This window comes from Sphingomonas sp. OK281, assembly GCF_900115295.1.
Classification (GTDB): Bacteria; Pseudomonadota; Alphaproteobacteria; order Sphingomonadales; family Sphingomonadaceae; genus Sphingomonas.
Genome location: NZ_FOVZ01000002.1, coordinates 1,004,743 through 1,019,598 on the forward strand (window position 1 = coordinate 1,004,743; position 14,856 = coordinate 1,019,598).

General features: G+C 67.4%; 14 protein-coding genes. 11 read left to right on the plus strand and 3 right to left on the minus strand.

Annotated features, from left to right (window positions below; all coding sequences use genetic code 11):
• Positions 1 to 8 precede the first annotated feature (8 nt).
• The 9 genes from BM244_RS10715 (at position 9) to BM244_RS10755 (ending at position 8,269) form a co-directional block, all read left to right on the plus strand.
• Positions 9 to 986 carry a polysaccharide deacetylase family protein gene (locus BM244_RS10715; protein ID WP_093398849.1) on the plus strand — a complete coding sequence of 326 codons (978 nt, stop codon included), beginning with the start codon at positions 9 to 11 and terminating at the stop codon, positions 984 to 986.
• Positions 986 to 1,888: a GNAT family N-acetyltransferase gene (locus tag BM244_RS10720; RefSeq protein ID WP_093398850.1), complete on the plus strand. Its 903-nt coding sequence runs from the start codon at positions 986 to 988 to the stop codon at positions 1,886 to 1,888. Before BM244_RS10715 ends, BM244_RS10720 begins: the two co-directional genes overlap by 1 nt.
• A gap of 309 nt (positions 1,889 to 2,197) precedes the next feature.
• Positions 2,198 to 2,929, plus strand: a complete 732-nt coding sequence (gene recO / locus BM244_RS10725; RefSeq protein ID WP_093398851.1) for a DNA repair protein RecO — start codon at positions 2,198 to 2,200, stop codon at positions 2,927 to 2,929.
• A gap of 40 nt (positions 2,930 to 2,969) precedes the next feature.
• Positions 2,970 to 4,016: a 3-isopropylmalate dehydrogenase gene (leuB, locus tag BM244_RS10730; RefSeq protein WP_093398852.1), complete on the plus strand. Its 1,047-nt coding sequence runs from the start codon at positions 2,970 to 2,972 to the stop codon at positions 4,014 to 4,016.
• Positions 4,017 to 4,026: 10 nt separating this feature from the next.
• Entirely contained in the window at positions 4,027 to 5,124 is a 1,098-nt protein-coding gene (locus tag BM244_RS10735; RefSeq protein WP_093399110.1) for a glycosyltransferase family 2 protein, read from the plus strand.
• Between the two features lie 196 nt (positions 5,125 to 5,320).
• Positions 5,321 to 6,526, plus strand: coding sequence for a trans-sulfuration enzyme family protein (locus BM244_RS10740; RefSeq protein WP_060527159.1), 1,206 nt, complete (start codon positions 5,321 to 5,323; stop codon positions 6,524 to 6,526).
• Entirely contained in the window at positions 6,523 to 6,921 is a 399-nt protein-coding gene (gene apaG, locus BM244_RS10745; protein WP_093398853.1) for a Co2+/Mg2+ efflux protein ApaG, read from the plus strand. Before BM244_RS10740 ends, apaG begins: the two co-directional genes overlap by 4 nt.
• A complete protein-coding gene (locus tag BM244_RS10750; protein WP_056055436.1) occupies positions 6,918 to 7,700 on the plus strand; it encodes a LysR family transcriptional regulator in 783 nt (260 codons plus the stop codon). The genes apaG and BM244_RS10750 overlap by 4 nt, the downstream gene beginning before the upstream one ends.
• A 41-nt stretch (positions 7,701 to 7,741) precedes the next feature.
• Complete coding sequence (locus tag BM244_RS10755; RefSeq protein ID WP_254784374.1) at positions 7,742 to 8,269, plus strand: GNAT family N-acetyltransferase; 528 nt, start codon at positions 7,742 to 7,744, stop codon at positions 8,267 to 8,269.
• A gap of 159 nt (positions 8,270 to 8,428) precedes the next feature.
• Here BM244_RS10755 and BM244_RS10760 read toward each other — a convergent pair whose 3' ends face one another.
• Both BM244_RS10760 and BM244_RS10765 read right to left on the minus strand, forming a co-directional pair.
• Entirely contained in the window at positions 8,429 to 9,700 is a 1,272-nt protein-coding gene (locus BM244_RS10760; RefSeq protein WP_093398855.1) for a serine hydrolase, read from the minus strand.
• Entirely contained in the window at positions 9,700 to 10,554 is an 855-nt protein-coding gene (locus BM244_RS10765) for an ABC transporter permease (RefSeq protein ID WP_093398856.1), read from the minus strand. The genes BM244_RS10760 and BM244_RS10765 overlap by 1 nt, the downstream gene beginning before the upstream one ends.
• 65 nt (positions 10,555 to 10,619) lie before the next feature.
• Here BM244_RS10765 and BM244_RS10770 point away from each other — a divergent pair, with 65 nt between their 5' ends.
• Positions 10,620 to 11,366, plus strand: coding sequence for a GcrA family cell cycle regulator (locus BM244_RS10770; RefSeq protein WP_093398857.1), 747 nt, complete (start codon positions 10,620 to 10,622; stop codon positions 11,364 to 11,366).
• Between the two features lie 427 nt (positions 11,367 to 11,793).
• Here the strand turns inward: BM244_RS10770 and BM244_RS10775 are convergent, their stop codons facing one another.
• The gene (locus BM244_RS10775) at positions 11,794 to 12,651 is read right to left on the minus strand and encodes an outer membrane protein (protein ID WP_093399111.1); all 858 of its coding nucleotides are present in this window, start codon (positions 12,649 to 12,651) and stop codon (positions 11,794 to 11,796) included.
• 159 nt (positions 12,652 to 12,810) lie between these two features.
• Between BM244_RS10775 and parE the strand changes: the two genes are divergently transcribed.
• Entirely contained in the window at positions 12,811 to 14,820 is a 2,010-nt protein-coding gene (gene parE / locus BM244_RS10780) for a DNA topoisomerase IV subunit B (RefSeq protein WP_093398858.1), read from the plus strand.
• Positions 14,821 to 14,856: the final 36 nt, after the last annotated feature.

Consider the following 14,856-nt stretch of genomic DNA (forward strand, 5'->3'; position numbering starts at 1 on the left):
ATTATGACGTGCCCACACCCGTGTTCCTTACCGTCGATACCGAATTCGCCTGGCGTCACCATGCCGCCAAACTCGGCTGCGACGATATCTATGCGCGCTCGCTCGAACCCGCCGGGGTCGGTCTCAGCTACCAGCTCGCCGAGCTTGCCAAGCATGACCTGAAGGCGTGTTTCTTCGTCGATCCGATGCCGGCACTGGTCTACGGCCTCGCGCCGGTCCGCCGCATGGTCGAGACGATCCTGGCGGCCGGGCAGGAGGTGCAGCTGCATCTCCATCCCAATTGGACCGGGGCGAGGATCGGCGACGGCGGGGCGCATCACGGGCGGTTCCAGCTGTTCGACTATACGCTGGCGGAGCAGATCGACCTGCTGGTGCGCGCGACCGATCTGCTGGTCGAGGCGGGGGCGCCGAAACCGATCGCGTTTCGCGCCGGCAGCTACGCCGCCAACGACAATACGTTGACCGCGCTGGCGACGCTCGGGTTCAGCTACGACAGCAGCCACAATGGCTCCGAGGCGCCGCATACCAGCCGGATTTCGCTTCCCGCCCAGCAGATCGCGCCGGTTCGACGGGACCCGAACGAAGGCCTGATCGAAGTCCCCGTCACGGTGATCGAGGACAAGCCCGGCAAGATCCGCACGTTCCAGCTCTGCGCGCTGTCCGCCGGCGAGACCTATGACGCGCTCGAACATGCCGCGGTATCGGGACATGCCGTCGTGACGATCGTCAGCCACGGCTTCGAGCTCGCCAACCGCAGCGGTACGCGCGCCAACGCGGTCCATGTCCGCCGCTTCCAGGCGCTGTGTGCGATGCTCGCCGAGTTGCGCGACGTCCTGCCGACGCAGCATTTCGTCGATCGCCCGGTGCTGATGCTCGATCGCGCGGACACGCCGCTGGCACCCGATCACCTGCGGACGCGGTGGCGGCAGGCCGAACAGCTCTGGTCGAACTGGGTCGAGGAACGGCCACGATCGCGCCGCCGCTGATGACTCCGGTCATGTCGCTGAAGTTCCAGGTTGGCGCCCGGACGCTGGCGTCATTCTCGTGCCGACTGGTGCGCGTGGCGTACTCGCTCGATGCGGTGCTGGCCGGCGCCCCGCCCGTGCTGCCGACTCTGCCGGTCGACGCCGACGGCTATCTGGTGACGTCGCTGCCGGAAACGGCGCTGGACGAGCTCGACGGTCGCAGCCTGATCATGGCCGTTAGGCAGCGTTATGTGCGCTATTTCGTCGATCTGTCGGCAGGCGAGGCGGCGTGGTTGGCGGGACTGTCGGGCAGCGCGCGATCGGGGCTCAAGCGCAAGGCGAAGAAGCTTGCTGCGGCGAACGGCGATGCGCTCGATATCCGGCGCTATCACGACGCGGAGGGCTTCGCCGCATTCCACCCGCTCGCCCGCGCCGTGTCGGCGACGACGTACCAGGAGGCGCTGCTGGGGTCCGGGTTGCCGGAGGACGACAGGTCCGTTCGGCATCTGCGCGCACTAGCCGAGTCGGACCGGTTGCGCGCGTGGTTGCTGTTCCTGGACGGTGCGCCGGTGGCGTATCTCTGCTGTACCGCGGAGGGGGACTCGTTGCGCTACGATCATGTCGGACACGATCCGGCGCACAACGCGCTGTCGCCCGGCGCCGTGCTCCAGGTCGAGGCGATGCGCGACCTGTTCGCGGAGGGGCGTTTCGCGCGGTTCGACTTCACCGAGGGGGAGGGGCAGCACAAGCGCCAATTCTCGACCGGGGGGACGGCGTGCGTCGATGTCCTGCTGCTGCGGCGGACGCTCGGCAATCGCGCGATGCTGGGAGCGTTGCGCGGTTTCGACGAGGCGATGGCCCTGGCAAAACGCGCTGCGGCGCATCCTGCATTGGCGAAGTTGGCAAAGAAAATCCGCCGCTGATCTGCCCCCCTCCCTGAAAGGGAGGGGCTGGGGGTGGGTAGGCCAGCTTGTGCCGCCGACGTTCGATGATACGGAACCCGACCCACCCCCGACCCCTTCCTTCCAGGGAGGGGAGCAGAAGGGGCTCACCCCACTCCTCCAGGGAATCGAGCAGAAGACGCTTACCCCTCTCCCCTCGGGGGAGAGGGAGGGAGGCGCGCTTGCGCCGGAAGGGTGAGGGCACGCGCTCCCGACACGCCATGCTCTCACCATTCCACGGCTGGTCAGCCACCCCTCCCGCTCCCGACGCGAGCGCAGTATAGCCCCCCGATGCACCTCCGCGCGTCTGCCATCGTCGTCGCCGTCCGCCAACACGGCGAGCATGGCGCGATCGTGCGCGCGCTCACCCGGAACGATGGCGTCCAGCCGGGGTACGTCCGCGGCGGGCGGTCGCGCGCCATGCGCCCGGTGCTGCTCCAGGCGAACGTCATCCAAGGCGAATGGCGCGCGCGGACCGGCGAGCAGCTCGCATCGCTGACCGCGGAGCTGGTCCATAGTCGCGCGCAGATGCACGGCGAACCGCTCGCGGCCGGCGCGCTCGAATGGGCCACCGCGCTGACCGCCGCGGCCCTCCCCGAGGCGCAACCCTATCCGCAGATCCACGATGCTCTGGAAGGGGTGCTCGGCGCGATCGAGGCGGCGCCATCGGCGCGGGGCTGGGCCGCGGCGCTGGTCCGGTACGAATTGCTCGTGCTGGCCGAACTCGGGTTCGGGCTCGATCTGGATCGCTGTGTCGCGAGTGGAGCGGAGGACGATCTCGGCTTCGTGTCGCCCAGGACCGGCGCGGCGGTCTCACGCGGGGCAGCCTTCGGCTATGAGGCCAAGTTGCTGCGATTGCCTGACTTCCTCCTGGTAGGCGGCGAAGCGGCGTGGCCGGACATCTTCGATGGCCTGCGGCTGACCGGTCATTTCCTCGCGCGCGACATCCTTGTCGACCGTCGCGCCGATCCGTTGGCGGCGCGCGACCGGCTGGTCGATCGTCTCAAAAGGGCGGTTGCGTGAGCGCGCACCGCCCGGCAAGGGCCGCGCAGGAGGAACGCACATGCCCTTGATCGCGATACTGGCCGGCGACGGCATCGGACCCGAAGTCACCGCGGAGGCGCGCCGCGTGCTCGACACGCTCGGCCTCGACCTCAGCTACGAAGAAGGCCTCGTCGGCGGCGCCGCGTACAAGGCCACGGGGCATCCGCTGCCGCCCGAGACGCTCGACCTCGCCCGCCGCGCCGACGCCATCCTGTTCGGTGCGGTCGGCGATCCCGACTGCGATGCGCTCGAACGCCAGTTCCGTCCCGAGCAGGCGATCCTCGGCCTGCGCAAGGACCTCGGCCTGTTCGCCAACCTTCGCCCCGCCAAGCTGTTCGCCGGCCTCGAGGATGCCTCCGCGCTTCGCCCCGAGATCGCCCGCTCGATCGACATGGTGATCGTCCGCGAACTGACCGGCGACGTGTATTTCGGCGCCAAGGGCATCCGCACGACGGCCGAGGGCCTGCGCGAAGGCCATGACGAGATGCGCTACGACGAGACCGAGATCGCCCGCATCGCGCGCGTCGGCTTCGAGACCGCGCGCACGCGCAAAGCCAAGCTGCTCTCGGTCGACAAGGCCAATGTCCTCGAGACCTCGCAGCTGTGGCGCGACGTCGTGATCGAGGTCTCGGCCGACTATCCCGACGTCGCGCTCAGCCACATGTACGTCGACAACGCGGCGATGCAGATGGTGCGCAACCCCGGCCAGTTCGACGTGATCGTCACCGGCAATTTGTTCGGCGACATCCTGTCCGACGAGGCGTCGATGTGCGCAGGCTCGATCGGCATGTTGCCGTCCGCCGCGCTCAACGGCTCGAACAAGGGCATGTACGAACCGATCCACGGCAGTGCGCCCGACATCGCCGGGCAGGGCAAGGCCAATCCCTGCGCGGCGATCCTGTCCGCGGCGATGATGCTGCGCCACTCGCTCGACATGCCCGACGCGGCCGATCGGATCGAGGCGGCGGTGGCCGCGGCGATCCTCGGTGGTGCGCGCACGCCCGATCTCGGCGGCACGCTGTCGACTCGCGACATGGGCGATGCAGTGCTGGCCAACCTCGTTTGACCGCCCAGTGATCGGTGACCTGCTGCAACTCGCGGTCGTCATCCCGACGTTCAACGAGAAGGCCAATGTCGCGACGTTGATCGCCAAGCTCGACCAGGCGCTGGTCGGGCTGAACTGGGAGGCGATCTTCGTCGACGACGACAGTCCCGACGGTACCGCCGACGCCGCGCGCGAGATCGCCCGGCTCGACAAGCGGGTGCGCGTGATCCAGCGGATCGGCCGGCGCGGGCTGTCGTCGGCCTGCATCGAGGGCATGTGCGCCACCGCCGCGCCGGTCGTCGCGGTGATCGACGGCGATCTGCAGCATGACGAGACGTTGCTGCCGGCGATGCTGGATCTGCTCAAGGACGGCGACACCGACGTGGCGATAGGCTCGCGCTTCGTCAGCGGTGGCTGCACCGGGGAGTGGGACAGCGACCGCGTCGCCAAGTCGGCGCTCGCCACCAAGCTGTCGCGCCGCGTGCTGAAGTGCGACCTCAACGATCCGATGAGCGGCTTCTTCATGATCCGCACCGATATCGTCCGCCGCCTCGCGCCGTCGCTGTCGGCGATCGGCTTCAAGATCCTGCTCGACCTGCTCACGGCCTCGCCGACGCCGCTGCGCTTCGTCGAGGTGCCCTACACGTTCCGCTGCCGCACCGAGGGCGAGAGCAAGCTCGATCACGTCGTCGCGATGGAATATCTGATCGCGATCTACGACCGGATGTTCGGGCGGGTCGTGCCGGTGCGGTTCGCGATGTTCTCCGCGATTGGCGTGTTCGGCGTCGGCATCCACATGGCAGTGCTGACCGCGTTGTTCGTCGGGTTCGGCACGCACTTCCTGGTCGGCGAGATTGCAGCGACGCTGGCGGCGCTCACCTTCAACTTCTTCCTGAACAATGCACTGACGTATCGCGACCGGCGTCTGAAGGGATGGCGTCAGCTGCTCGACGGCTGGGTGTCGTTCGCGGTGATCTGTTCGGTCGGCGCGGTCGCCAACGTAGGCATCGCGGCGTTCCTGTACGAGATGCGCGACGGGGCGTGGGCGGCATCGGCGTTGATCGGCGTGCTGGTCGGCGCGGTCTGGAACTACGCGCTGTCGTCGAAATTCACCTGGGGCCGGTACTGAATCTTCTCGCCCCCCTCCCTGGAAGGGAGGGGCTGGGGGTGGGTAGGCCAGCTTTTGTCGCAACCGTTCCACGATCCGGAACCCGACCCACCCCCAACCCCTCCCTTCCAGGGAGGGGCGAGCGAAGTGCTCTTCACACCCGCAAGGCTAGTCCCCGGGGTTGTCATAACGGCTCCCCCCCGGCAAAGCGGCGCGCATGAAGCGCAAGACCGGCCAGGATCGTTCGATCACCCAGAATTGGCGTCCCGCGACGCGCGCCATCCGCGGCGGCACCGCCCGCAGCGAATATGGCGAGACGTCGGAGGCGTTGTTCCTCACCTCGGGCTATTGCTACGACAAGGCAGGCGACGCCGCGGCGCGCTTTGCCGGCGAGCAGGAGGGGATGACCTATTCCCGCCTCCAGAACCCGACCGTGCAGATGCTCGAGGAGCGGATCGCCCTGCTGGAGGGCGCCGAGGCGTGCCGGACGATGGCGACCGGCATGGCGGCGATGACCGCCTCGCTCCTGTGCCAGCTCCAGACCGGCGATCACCTCGTCGGCGGCCGCGCGGCGTTCGGGTCGTGCCGCTGGCTGACCGACACGCTGCTGCCGAAGTTCGGCATCGCCACGACGATCGTCGATGCGCGCGACCCGCAGGCGTTCCTCGATGCGGTCCGCCCCGAAACCAAGGTGTTTTTCTTCGAGACACCCGCCAACCCGACGATGGACATCGCCGACCTGAAGGCGATCTGCGACATCGCGCGTGAGCGCGGCATCACGACCGTCGTCGACAACGCCTTCGCCACGCCGGCCTTGCAGCGGCCGATGGAGTTCGGTGCGGACGTCACCGCGTACAGCGCGACCAAGATGATGGACGGGCAGGGCCGCGTGCTCGCCGGCGCGGTTTGTGGCACCGAGGACTTCATCACCAACACGTTGTTGCCGTTTACGCGCAACACCGGCCCCACGCTGTCGCCGTTCAACGCGTGGGTGGTGCTCAAGGGCCTCGAAACGCTCGACCTGCGCATCCACCGCCAGTCCGAGAACGCGATGAAGGTCGGCGAATTCCTCGAAGGCCGCGTCCCCCGCGTGCTGCACCCCTTCCTGCCGAGCCATCCGCAGCACGAACTGGCCAAGCGGCAGATGGACGCGTGCGGCCCGATCTTCGCGTTCGAGGTCGAGGGTCGCGAACAGGCACACGCGTTGCTCGACGCGCTGGAGCTGGTCGATATCTCGAACAACATCGGCGACTCGCGTTCGCTGATGACGCATCCCGCCTCGACCACGCACGCCAGCGTCTCCCCCGACAAGCAGATCGAGATGGGCGTGACCGAGGGGCTTCTCCGGATCAACGTCGGGCTCGAGGATGCGCAGGACGTGATCGACGACCTCGATCAGGCCCTGAGGCAGGCGGGCCTGTGAAGGCGCTGTTCCCCAACGCGGCGACGACCGATGGGGTGACGGTGCGCGTGTCGGTCAGCTATTTGCCCGAACAGTCCGAGCCCGAGCGGGGCCGCTGGTTCTGGGCCTATCACATCCGCCTCGAGAACGAGGGCACCGAGACCGTCCAGCTGCTCACCCGCCACTGGGTGATCACCGACGGCCGCGGCGCGCGCCATTCGGTCGAGGGCGAAGGCGTGGTCGGCGAACAGCCCGTGATCGAGCCTGGCGCTAGCTTCGATTACGTCTCGGGTTGCCCGCTCGCGACACCGTCGGGTGCGATGCAGGGGAGCTACCAGATGGTCCGCGAAAACGGCGCCGTGTTCGCGGTCGAGATACCCCGCTTCTCGCTGTTCGCCCCCGCGGTGCTGAATTGAAGCGTACGCATCTCCCGCTCAACGGCCTGCGCGTGCTCGATGCGGCGGCGCGGCATCTGTCGTTTACGCGGGCTGCGGACGAGCTGGCGGTGACGCCGGCAGCGGTCGGCCAGCAGATCCGCGCGCTGGAGGATACGCTTGGCGTCGTGCTGTTCCGCCGCACCACGCGCGGGCTGGAATTGACGCCTGAGGCGGAAGCTGGCCTCGGTGCGCTCCGTGGCGGGTTCCTCCAGTTCGAGGAAGCCGTGCGGGCGATGCAGGCGGGGCAGTCGTCGAAATCGCTGACGATCGCTGCGCCGCGCGACCTGACCGAGAAGTGGCTGATGCCCCGTCTCGCGCAGATCGCCGAGGCGGATCCGGAACTCCGCTTCGTGCTGATCACCGCCGACGAGAATGTCGACTTCACCGAAGCCAATCTCGACCTGGCGATCCGCTGGGGCGATGGTCCCGGCGAGCACGAGGGCGAGGCGCTGGAATCGGAGGGCATGGTGACGATCGCCAAGCCCGGCACAGATAGCGAAGCCGCGATCGCGTGGTCGGGTGAGGACGGCGTCGCGCTGGTCCGCGTCACCGACGCCGGGCTCGCGATCGACGCAGCAGCGGCGGGACTCGGCCGCGCGACCGTTCCCGAACTGCTCGCCCGCCGCGATCTCGCGCAGGCCCGCGTCCGTCTCATCGGCGAGTCGCAGCCATCGAAAGGGGGGTATTGGCTCGTCGCCCCGCTCCCGCAGTGGCGCCAGAAGAAAGTCCGCGCGCTCGTGGATGCCCTGACCGCGTGAGGCAACCCGGGCGCAGGCCACGGCGCGCCGGCGTATCGCCGGTGCTGAAGACGCGACGGCTGCGCTTGCGACCGCTGGTCGAGGGCGATGCGACCGCGTTGCACCCGATGCTCGCCGATGCCGAACTGATGGCATATTCCGCGGACGGTCCCTTGGGTTCAGTCGACGACGTCCGCACCTACCTCGCCGAGGAAGCCGCCCCCGGCAACCAGCGCACCTGGGCGATCACCCGCACCGGCGACGACCGCGCGATCGGCTGGGTCTCGGGCAGCGAGGCCGACGGGGCAGGGGTGACGGAGATCGGCTTCATCCTCGCGCGCGAGGCTTGGGGGCGGGGGATCGCGCGGGAGGCTGTGTCGGCTGTGATCGACCGATTGTTCGCGGAAGGTCGCAGCCGGGTGTTCGCGGATGCGGATACCGAGAACGCGGCGTCGATCACGTTGCTGGAACGGTTGGGGTTCCGTCGCGAGCGCTTGCTGCGCGACGAGTGGGAAACGCATCTCGGGTTGCGCGACAGCCTGATCTACGGACTCTGCGCGGATAGCTGGCAGGCTGCCGGACGGGCCTAGTCACCACCGTTATCCCCACAAACACCACCCCGGCGAAGGCCGGGGCCCAATTGGAAAGGTGGATATAACGGTGCGATGTGCTTCGTTAGCAGCGCTTCCCAATTGGACCCCGGCCTCCGCCGGGGTGGTGGCCCTAGAAACGGGGCGGGGCAGCGAACCCTACCGCGCCGCCAGCAACGCCAGCACCCGCCCCATCAGCCCCACGAACCGAAGCTCGTTCACGCCGTCGTCAGCCCGGTGCCAGTTCCCGGTCGCCGCATACCAGCGCCCGTCCTTGGCCTGCACAAGATAGTTCAGCGTCACCACTCCAGGCTCGCCGCCACCCTTGAACCCGACATACCCAAACCGCTTGGCGATCGCCGGGTCGACGCCCGCATTGACCGCCAGCACCGCGCGGGTCGTAGAATCCGCCCCGTGCAACCGATCCAGCACCCCCGCCATCGCCGCCGGACTGGCAAACCATTCGACGCTGTCGATCGCCACCGGCTTCCCCGCGAACACGGTCGGATCCAGCTTGGCCGTCGCGATCTTCACCGCATTGTCCACCAACAGCGCCCGCCGCCCGTCCACCGACCCAGCCGCCCAAGCCTTGGTCAGCGCCGGATCTCCCTTCAACGCAAACATCTCGCGCGTAGTCATCACCGGCACGCTGCCGCCGACCGCTTCTGCCGTCGCATCGACCTTCGCGCGTCCAAGCGTCGTCAGCAGCGTATCGGTCGCGGTGTTGTCGCTGATCGAGATCATCATCGTCGCCAGCGTCTGCACCGTCACGAGCGACTCGGCAGGCCAGGTCTGCAAAACGCCGGAGGGGAGGGACGGCGCCCCGACCTTCACGACGTCCGCCCAATGCCGTTCGCCGCTCGCCACCTGCCGCGCCAGTTCCGCCAGCACCCAGAGCTTGAACGCCGATCCGAGCGGCGCCGCCACGTCCGCGCGGTATTCGAGGATCGGCGCCGGCTTGCCCTGACCCAGCGCGTACAACCCGAGCCCGCTGGCCCCCGGCAGCGCCCTGAAGTCCGCCTCGACCTTCGCCAGGCTATCGTCGCGCGCGCCCGTGCCGGTAATCAGCAACCCGGAAGCGGCGTGCGGCGGCGCAGGGTCGAGCACCAGTCTGACGCTCGCCGTTCCCCGTTCGTAGCCGACGACCAGGTCCGCGCCCCACGGCGACGTCGCCGTCAGCGACTCGATCTTCTGCGGTGCGCCCAGGGTCGCCTTCAGCTTCTCGGCGATCGCCGAAAACTGCGCCTTGGGCACCTTCTCGCGGAAGCTGGCGGCGAAATACGCGTCATACGCGCCGCGCCCGTCGAGGATCGCGACCAGCGCATCGGCCTTTGCCCGCAACGCGGGATCCGCCACCGGACCCTGCGCCGAGACTCCTACCGGCAGCAACGCCATCAGTACCGCCATCAGCCAGAGTGCTAGCCCACGCATCAGTTCTTCAGCTTCCAACCGCTCTTCAGCAACCGGTAGCAGAGCGTCGCGAGCACCAGATCGATCACCAGGATCACGATCCCGCCGATCATCACCGGCGAATCGGCAATGCCCAGGAACCCGTATCGGAACCCCGAGATGATGTAGAAGAACGGGTTCGCATGGCTGAACGCGCGGAACGCCGGTGCGAGCTTGTCGACCGAATAGAACGTCCCCGACAGCAGCGACAACGGCGCGATCACGAAGTTGGTGACCGCCGCGGCATGATCGAACTTGTCCGCCCATATCGACGTCAGCACGCCGAGCAACGCGAGGAACGTCGCGCCCAGCAACCCGAACCAGACGATCGCGAGCGGCGCATGCGGCGTCACGTGCACGCCTGGATACAACGCCATTGCCGCCCACACGACGACCCCGACGATCACCGCGCGAGTCACCGCGCCGGCCACCAACGCGCCCAGCAACTCACCTGTCGACAAGGGCGGCTGGAGGTAATCGACGATCGTCCCCTGCATCTTGCCGACCAGCAGCGAGAAGCTGGCATTGGCGAATGCCGGGCCCATCATGCCCTGTGCGATGATCAGGCCGGGCGCGATGAAATCGGCGAACGCGACGATCTGGCCATCGACCGGCACCGGGCTTTTCGCGCCGGTCGCGATCGTGAATACGATCAGGAACAGCAGCGTCGTGATCGCCGGCGCCCACACCGTCTGAAGCTGCACCTTGAAGAACCGGCGCACCTCCTTGATATAGAGGGTTCGCAATCCCTCCCAGTTCACGCTCTTTATGACGGGAACGCCGGGGGCGGAATGCACCGCCGAATGGATTTCACCGATTGGGGGCTGGCTGCTCATAAGGGTTGCGGGTAATCGCTGCCGCTGCCGCCCGCAACCCGGCTGACGTAGACTAAGGAACGAACATGTCCTGGACCGACGAGCGCATCCAGACGCTCAAGACGATGTGGGAGGCCGGCCAGACCGCCAGCCAGATCGCCGAAGCACTGGGTGGCGTGAGCCGCAACGCCGTCATCGGCAAGGCCCACCGCCTCGAGCTACAGGCGCGCCCGTCGCCGGTGAAGCCGAACGATCCCGAAGCCAAGGCGGCTGCTGCGGCAGAGGCGTCGGCGTCGGCAGCAGCGGCAGCACCCGAGCCGGTCGCGGCCCCGGAGCCGATCGAGATCGAGGCCCCCCAGCCCGCACCGGTCGCACCGCCCGTCGTCGCGTCAGCGCCCGCCGAGCCCGAGCCGGTTGCCGAGGAGCCGGAGGACGACGAGGACGAGGATGAAGACGAGGCTGCTCCGGCGGTCGTAGCACCCGTTCGCGCGCCGCAGCCGATCCTGCGCTCGGTCGGCCCCGGCGGCTTCCTCCGCCAGGCGCCCGGCGAGCAGCAGCCCCCCAGCACGCCGGCCCCGCCGCGTCGCCTCGTTCCCGCCAAGCCGTCGGCCGAGATGGCGAACAAGACGAGCCTGCTTGAACTGAACGACCGCATCTGCAAATGGCCGCTCGGCCATCCCGGCGAGCCCGACTTCCACTTCTGCGGCAAGGCGGTGAACCCCGGCTTCCCGTATTGCGTCGATCACTGCGGCCACGCGTACCAGGCGCAGCTGCCCCGCCGAGATCGCCGTCCGACTCCGCCGCTGCCGTTCGGTGGTCCGCGGCCGAGATAACATTCTAATTTGATGGCAAACGGCTTTCCCAAGAGGTGCCACCCCGGCGAAGGCCGGGGCCCAATTGGGAAGGTCTTAGTAACTAGGTGCTTCGCTTCATTAGCGACGTCTCCCGATTGGGCCCCGGCCTTCGCCGGGGTGGTGCATTTGGTGGGGGACGGCACCCTTCCTTGTTCTCCCGCGAAGGCGGGAGCCCAGTCTAGGTCCCCGCCTTCGCGGGGACACAAGCTTGCGGCTGGCAACTAGCTATCGAATGGCGGAAGCATAAATACTGCGATCAAGAAAAAGGCCGCTTCCTCGTCTGAGGAAGCGGCCCTTTCTCTATCAGCTAGCCATGGGCAAAGCCCATGTCGTCGGCCGCGGTGAACCGCGCCGGCCGGGCTTGGGCGAGTCCTGCGCCAGCTTAGCGCAGGACTCGCCCTTCGCCTCAAAACCGGAACGCCACCGTGCCGCGCACGCTGTGCCAGCGGAAATTGTCGTCCGAACGCTTGAATGCCGTCCCAGCCGTGTTCGGCGCGAGCACGAACGGGTTGGTCGCCGGCTGCGTCCCGCGCGTCACCAGGACGCGGTAGTCGTCGTCCTGATACTGGTGGAACATGTATTCCAGCCCGACCGAGACGTTCTTGGCGAGCTTCTGCTCGATGCCGCCGCCGCCGGTGATGCCGAACTGGTTCTTCTTGCCGCTCTGCGCATACGCATTGGCCGTGTTGCTCGAATAGAAATCGCGGTTGATGCGCGCATAGCCCGCACCGAACGTGCCGTAGAACAGTGTCGTGTTGACCGCATAGCCCGCACGACCACGGATCGAGGCTTCCCAATCGAGGTCGCGCGTCATCGTGTAGAAGGCTGGCGTGGTCGAGAACGCGGTGACGCTGTCGCGGATGTTCGACTTGCCGAACTCGCCGACGACGCCGACGACGATGTTGCCCATCTGCTGGTCGAGGCCGACGCGTGCATAGTAAGCGGTGTTGTTGCGATCGTTGCGGCAGCCGCGGCCACCGGCGGCAGGCGCAGTGCTGCTGGTCGCGGCGCCGTTGCAGAAGCCCGGCGAGAACGCATTGGCGCCCGTCGCGGTCGTGACCGCATCGCCGAACCGGCCATCGAGGTTGCGATCGAACTGGATCGACGAACCGACGTCGTTGGGCTGCACGTCATAGCCACCGGCTGCACCGACATAGAGGCCGCTGAACGGCGCGTCCTCGGTGATCTCCTGCGCGGCGACAGGCATTGCGGCAAAACCCAGCGTAGCGGCGCCGGCAAGCGCCACCATCATCGTCTTAGTCATATTCACTCCCGGAAACTTCATGACAGGTTTTTCATAAACGGCCGGTTCCGCGAAAGTTATCCCCCCAAAGCAACAATCTATATCAATGTGACTTTTGCATCACAGGGAGAACAAACGGAGCCTGTGGCTTTGTCCGACGCCTGCGGCTACGTTCCCGCCATGGCTGAAGATCTGTTCGCGTCCCCCTCGACGCCCGGCGCCGGCAAAACCGCCGCCAACACCTATGACGCGTCGTCGATCGAGGTGCTCGAAGGCCTCGAACCCGTACGTCGTCGCCCCGGCATGTACGTCGGCGGCACCGACGAGCGCGCGCTGCATCACCTCGCCGCCGAAGTGCTCGACAATGCGATGGACGAGGCCGTCGCCGGCCACGCGACGCGGATCGAGGTCACGCTGGAGGCGAACAACCGCCTGACGATCGTCGACAACGGCCGCGGTATCCCGGTCGATCCTCACCCGAAGTTCCCCGACAAGTCCGCGCTTGAGGTGATCCTCTCGACGCTCCACTCGGGCGGCAAGTTCGCCGGCAAGGCCTATGCGACCTCGGGCGGCCTGCACGGCGTCGGCATCAGCGTCGTCAACGCGTTGTCGTCCGACACCGTCGTCGAGGTCGCACGCGATCGGCAGTTGTATCGCCAGCGCTTCGCCAAGGGCCTGACGCTCGGCCCGATCGAACATCTTGGGCCCACGCCCAATCGTCGCGGGACCAGCGTCGCGTTCACGCCCGACACCGAGATCTTCGGCACGGAGCTGAACTTCAAGCCGCAACGCCTCTACAAGCTCGTCCGCTCGAAGGCGTATCTCTTCGCCGGCGTCGAGATCCGCTGGCACTGCGCCCCCGACCTGATCGGCGACGACACCCCCGCACAGGCCGTGTTCCAGTTCCCGGGTGGTCTCGCCGATCACCTCCGCGACCAGATCGCCGGCCGCGAATGCGCGACCTCCGACTTCTTCTCCGGCTCGCAGGATTTCCCCAGCGCAAACGGCGAGACGCAGGGCCGAGTCGAATGGGCGGTCGCATGGCCGCTATGGAGCGACGGCTCTTACAGCTGGTATTGTAACACCATCCCGACCCCCGACGGCGGCACGCACGAACAGGGCCTCCGCCAGGCGCTGGTCCGCGGCCTGCGCGCGTTCGGCGATCTCGTCGGCAACAAGAAGACCAAGGATATCAGCGCGGACGACGTCATGGTCGGCAGCGAACTGATGCTGTCGGTCTTCATCCGCGAGCCGCAATTCCAGAGCCAGACCAAGGATCGCCTGACCAGCCCCGAAGCCGCTGGGCTCGTCGAGAAGGCGGTGCGCGATCATTTCGACCATTTCCTCAGTCACAACATGGAGCGCGGCAAGGCGCTGCTGAACTACGTGCTCGAGCGGATGGACGAACGCCTGCGCCGCAAGCAGGAACGCGACGTCAAGCGCAAGACTGCGACGTCCGCGCGAAAGCTCCGCCTCCCCGGCAAGCTAACCGACTGCTCGGCGAACTCGCCCGAAGGCACCGAACTCTTTATCGTCGAGGGCGATTCGGCAGGTGGCTCCGCGAAACAGGCGCGTGATCGGAAGACTCAGGCGATCCTCCCGATCCGCGGCAAGATCCTCAACGTGGCGTCGGCGACCAGTGCGAAGATCTTCGCCAACCAGGAGATCGCCGACCTGACGCTCGCGCTCGGCTGCGGCACCCGGAAGGACTGCACGCCGGATACGCTGCGCTACGAACGCATCGTCATCATGACCGACGCAGACGTCGACGGCGCGCACATCGCCACGTTGCTGATGACGTTCTTTTTCCAGGAGATGCCCGAACTCGTCCGCCGCGGGCACCTCTACCTCGCGCAACCGCCGCTCTACCGCCTGACCGTCGGCACCAAGAGCGTCTATGCGAGGGACGACGCGCACCGCGCCGAACTCGAGCGCACCGTGTTCAAGGGCAAGAAGGTCGACGTCGGCCGCTTCAAGGGCCTCGGCGAGATGAACCCGAGCCAGCTCCGCGAAACCACGATGGACCCGGCGACGCGCGGCATGCTCCGCATCACGCTCCCGCAGGAATACGAGGAGCGCGCGCAGGTGAAGGACCTCGTCGACCGCCTGATGGGCAACAACCCCGCGCACAGGTTCGCCTTCATCCAAGAGAATGCAGGTCGCATGGACGAGGAAGCGATCGACGCGTGACGTAAGGGTACGGCGTGTCGGGAACGGGTGGCGCGC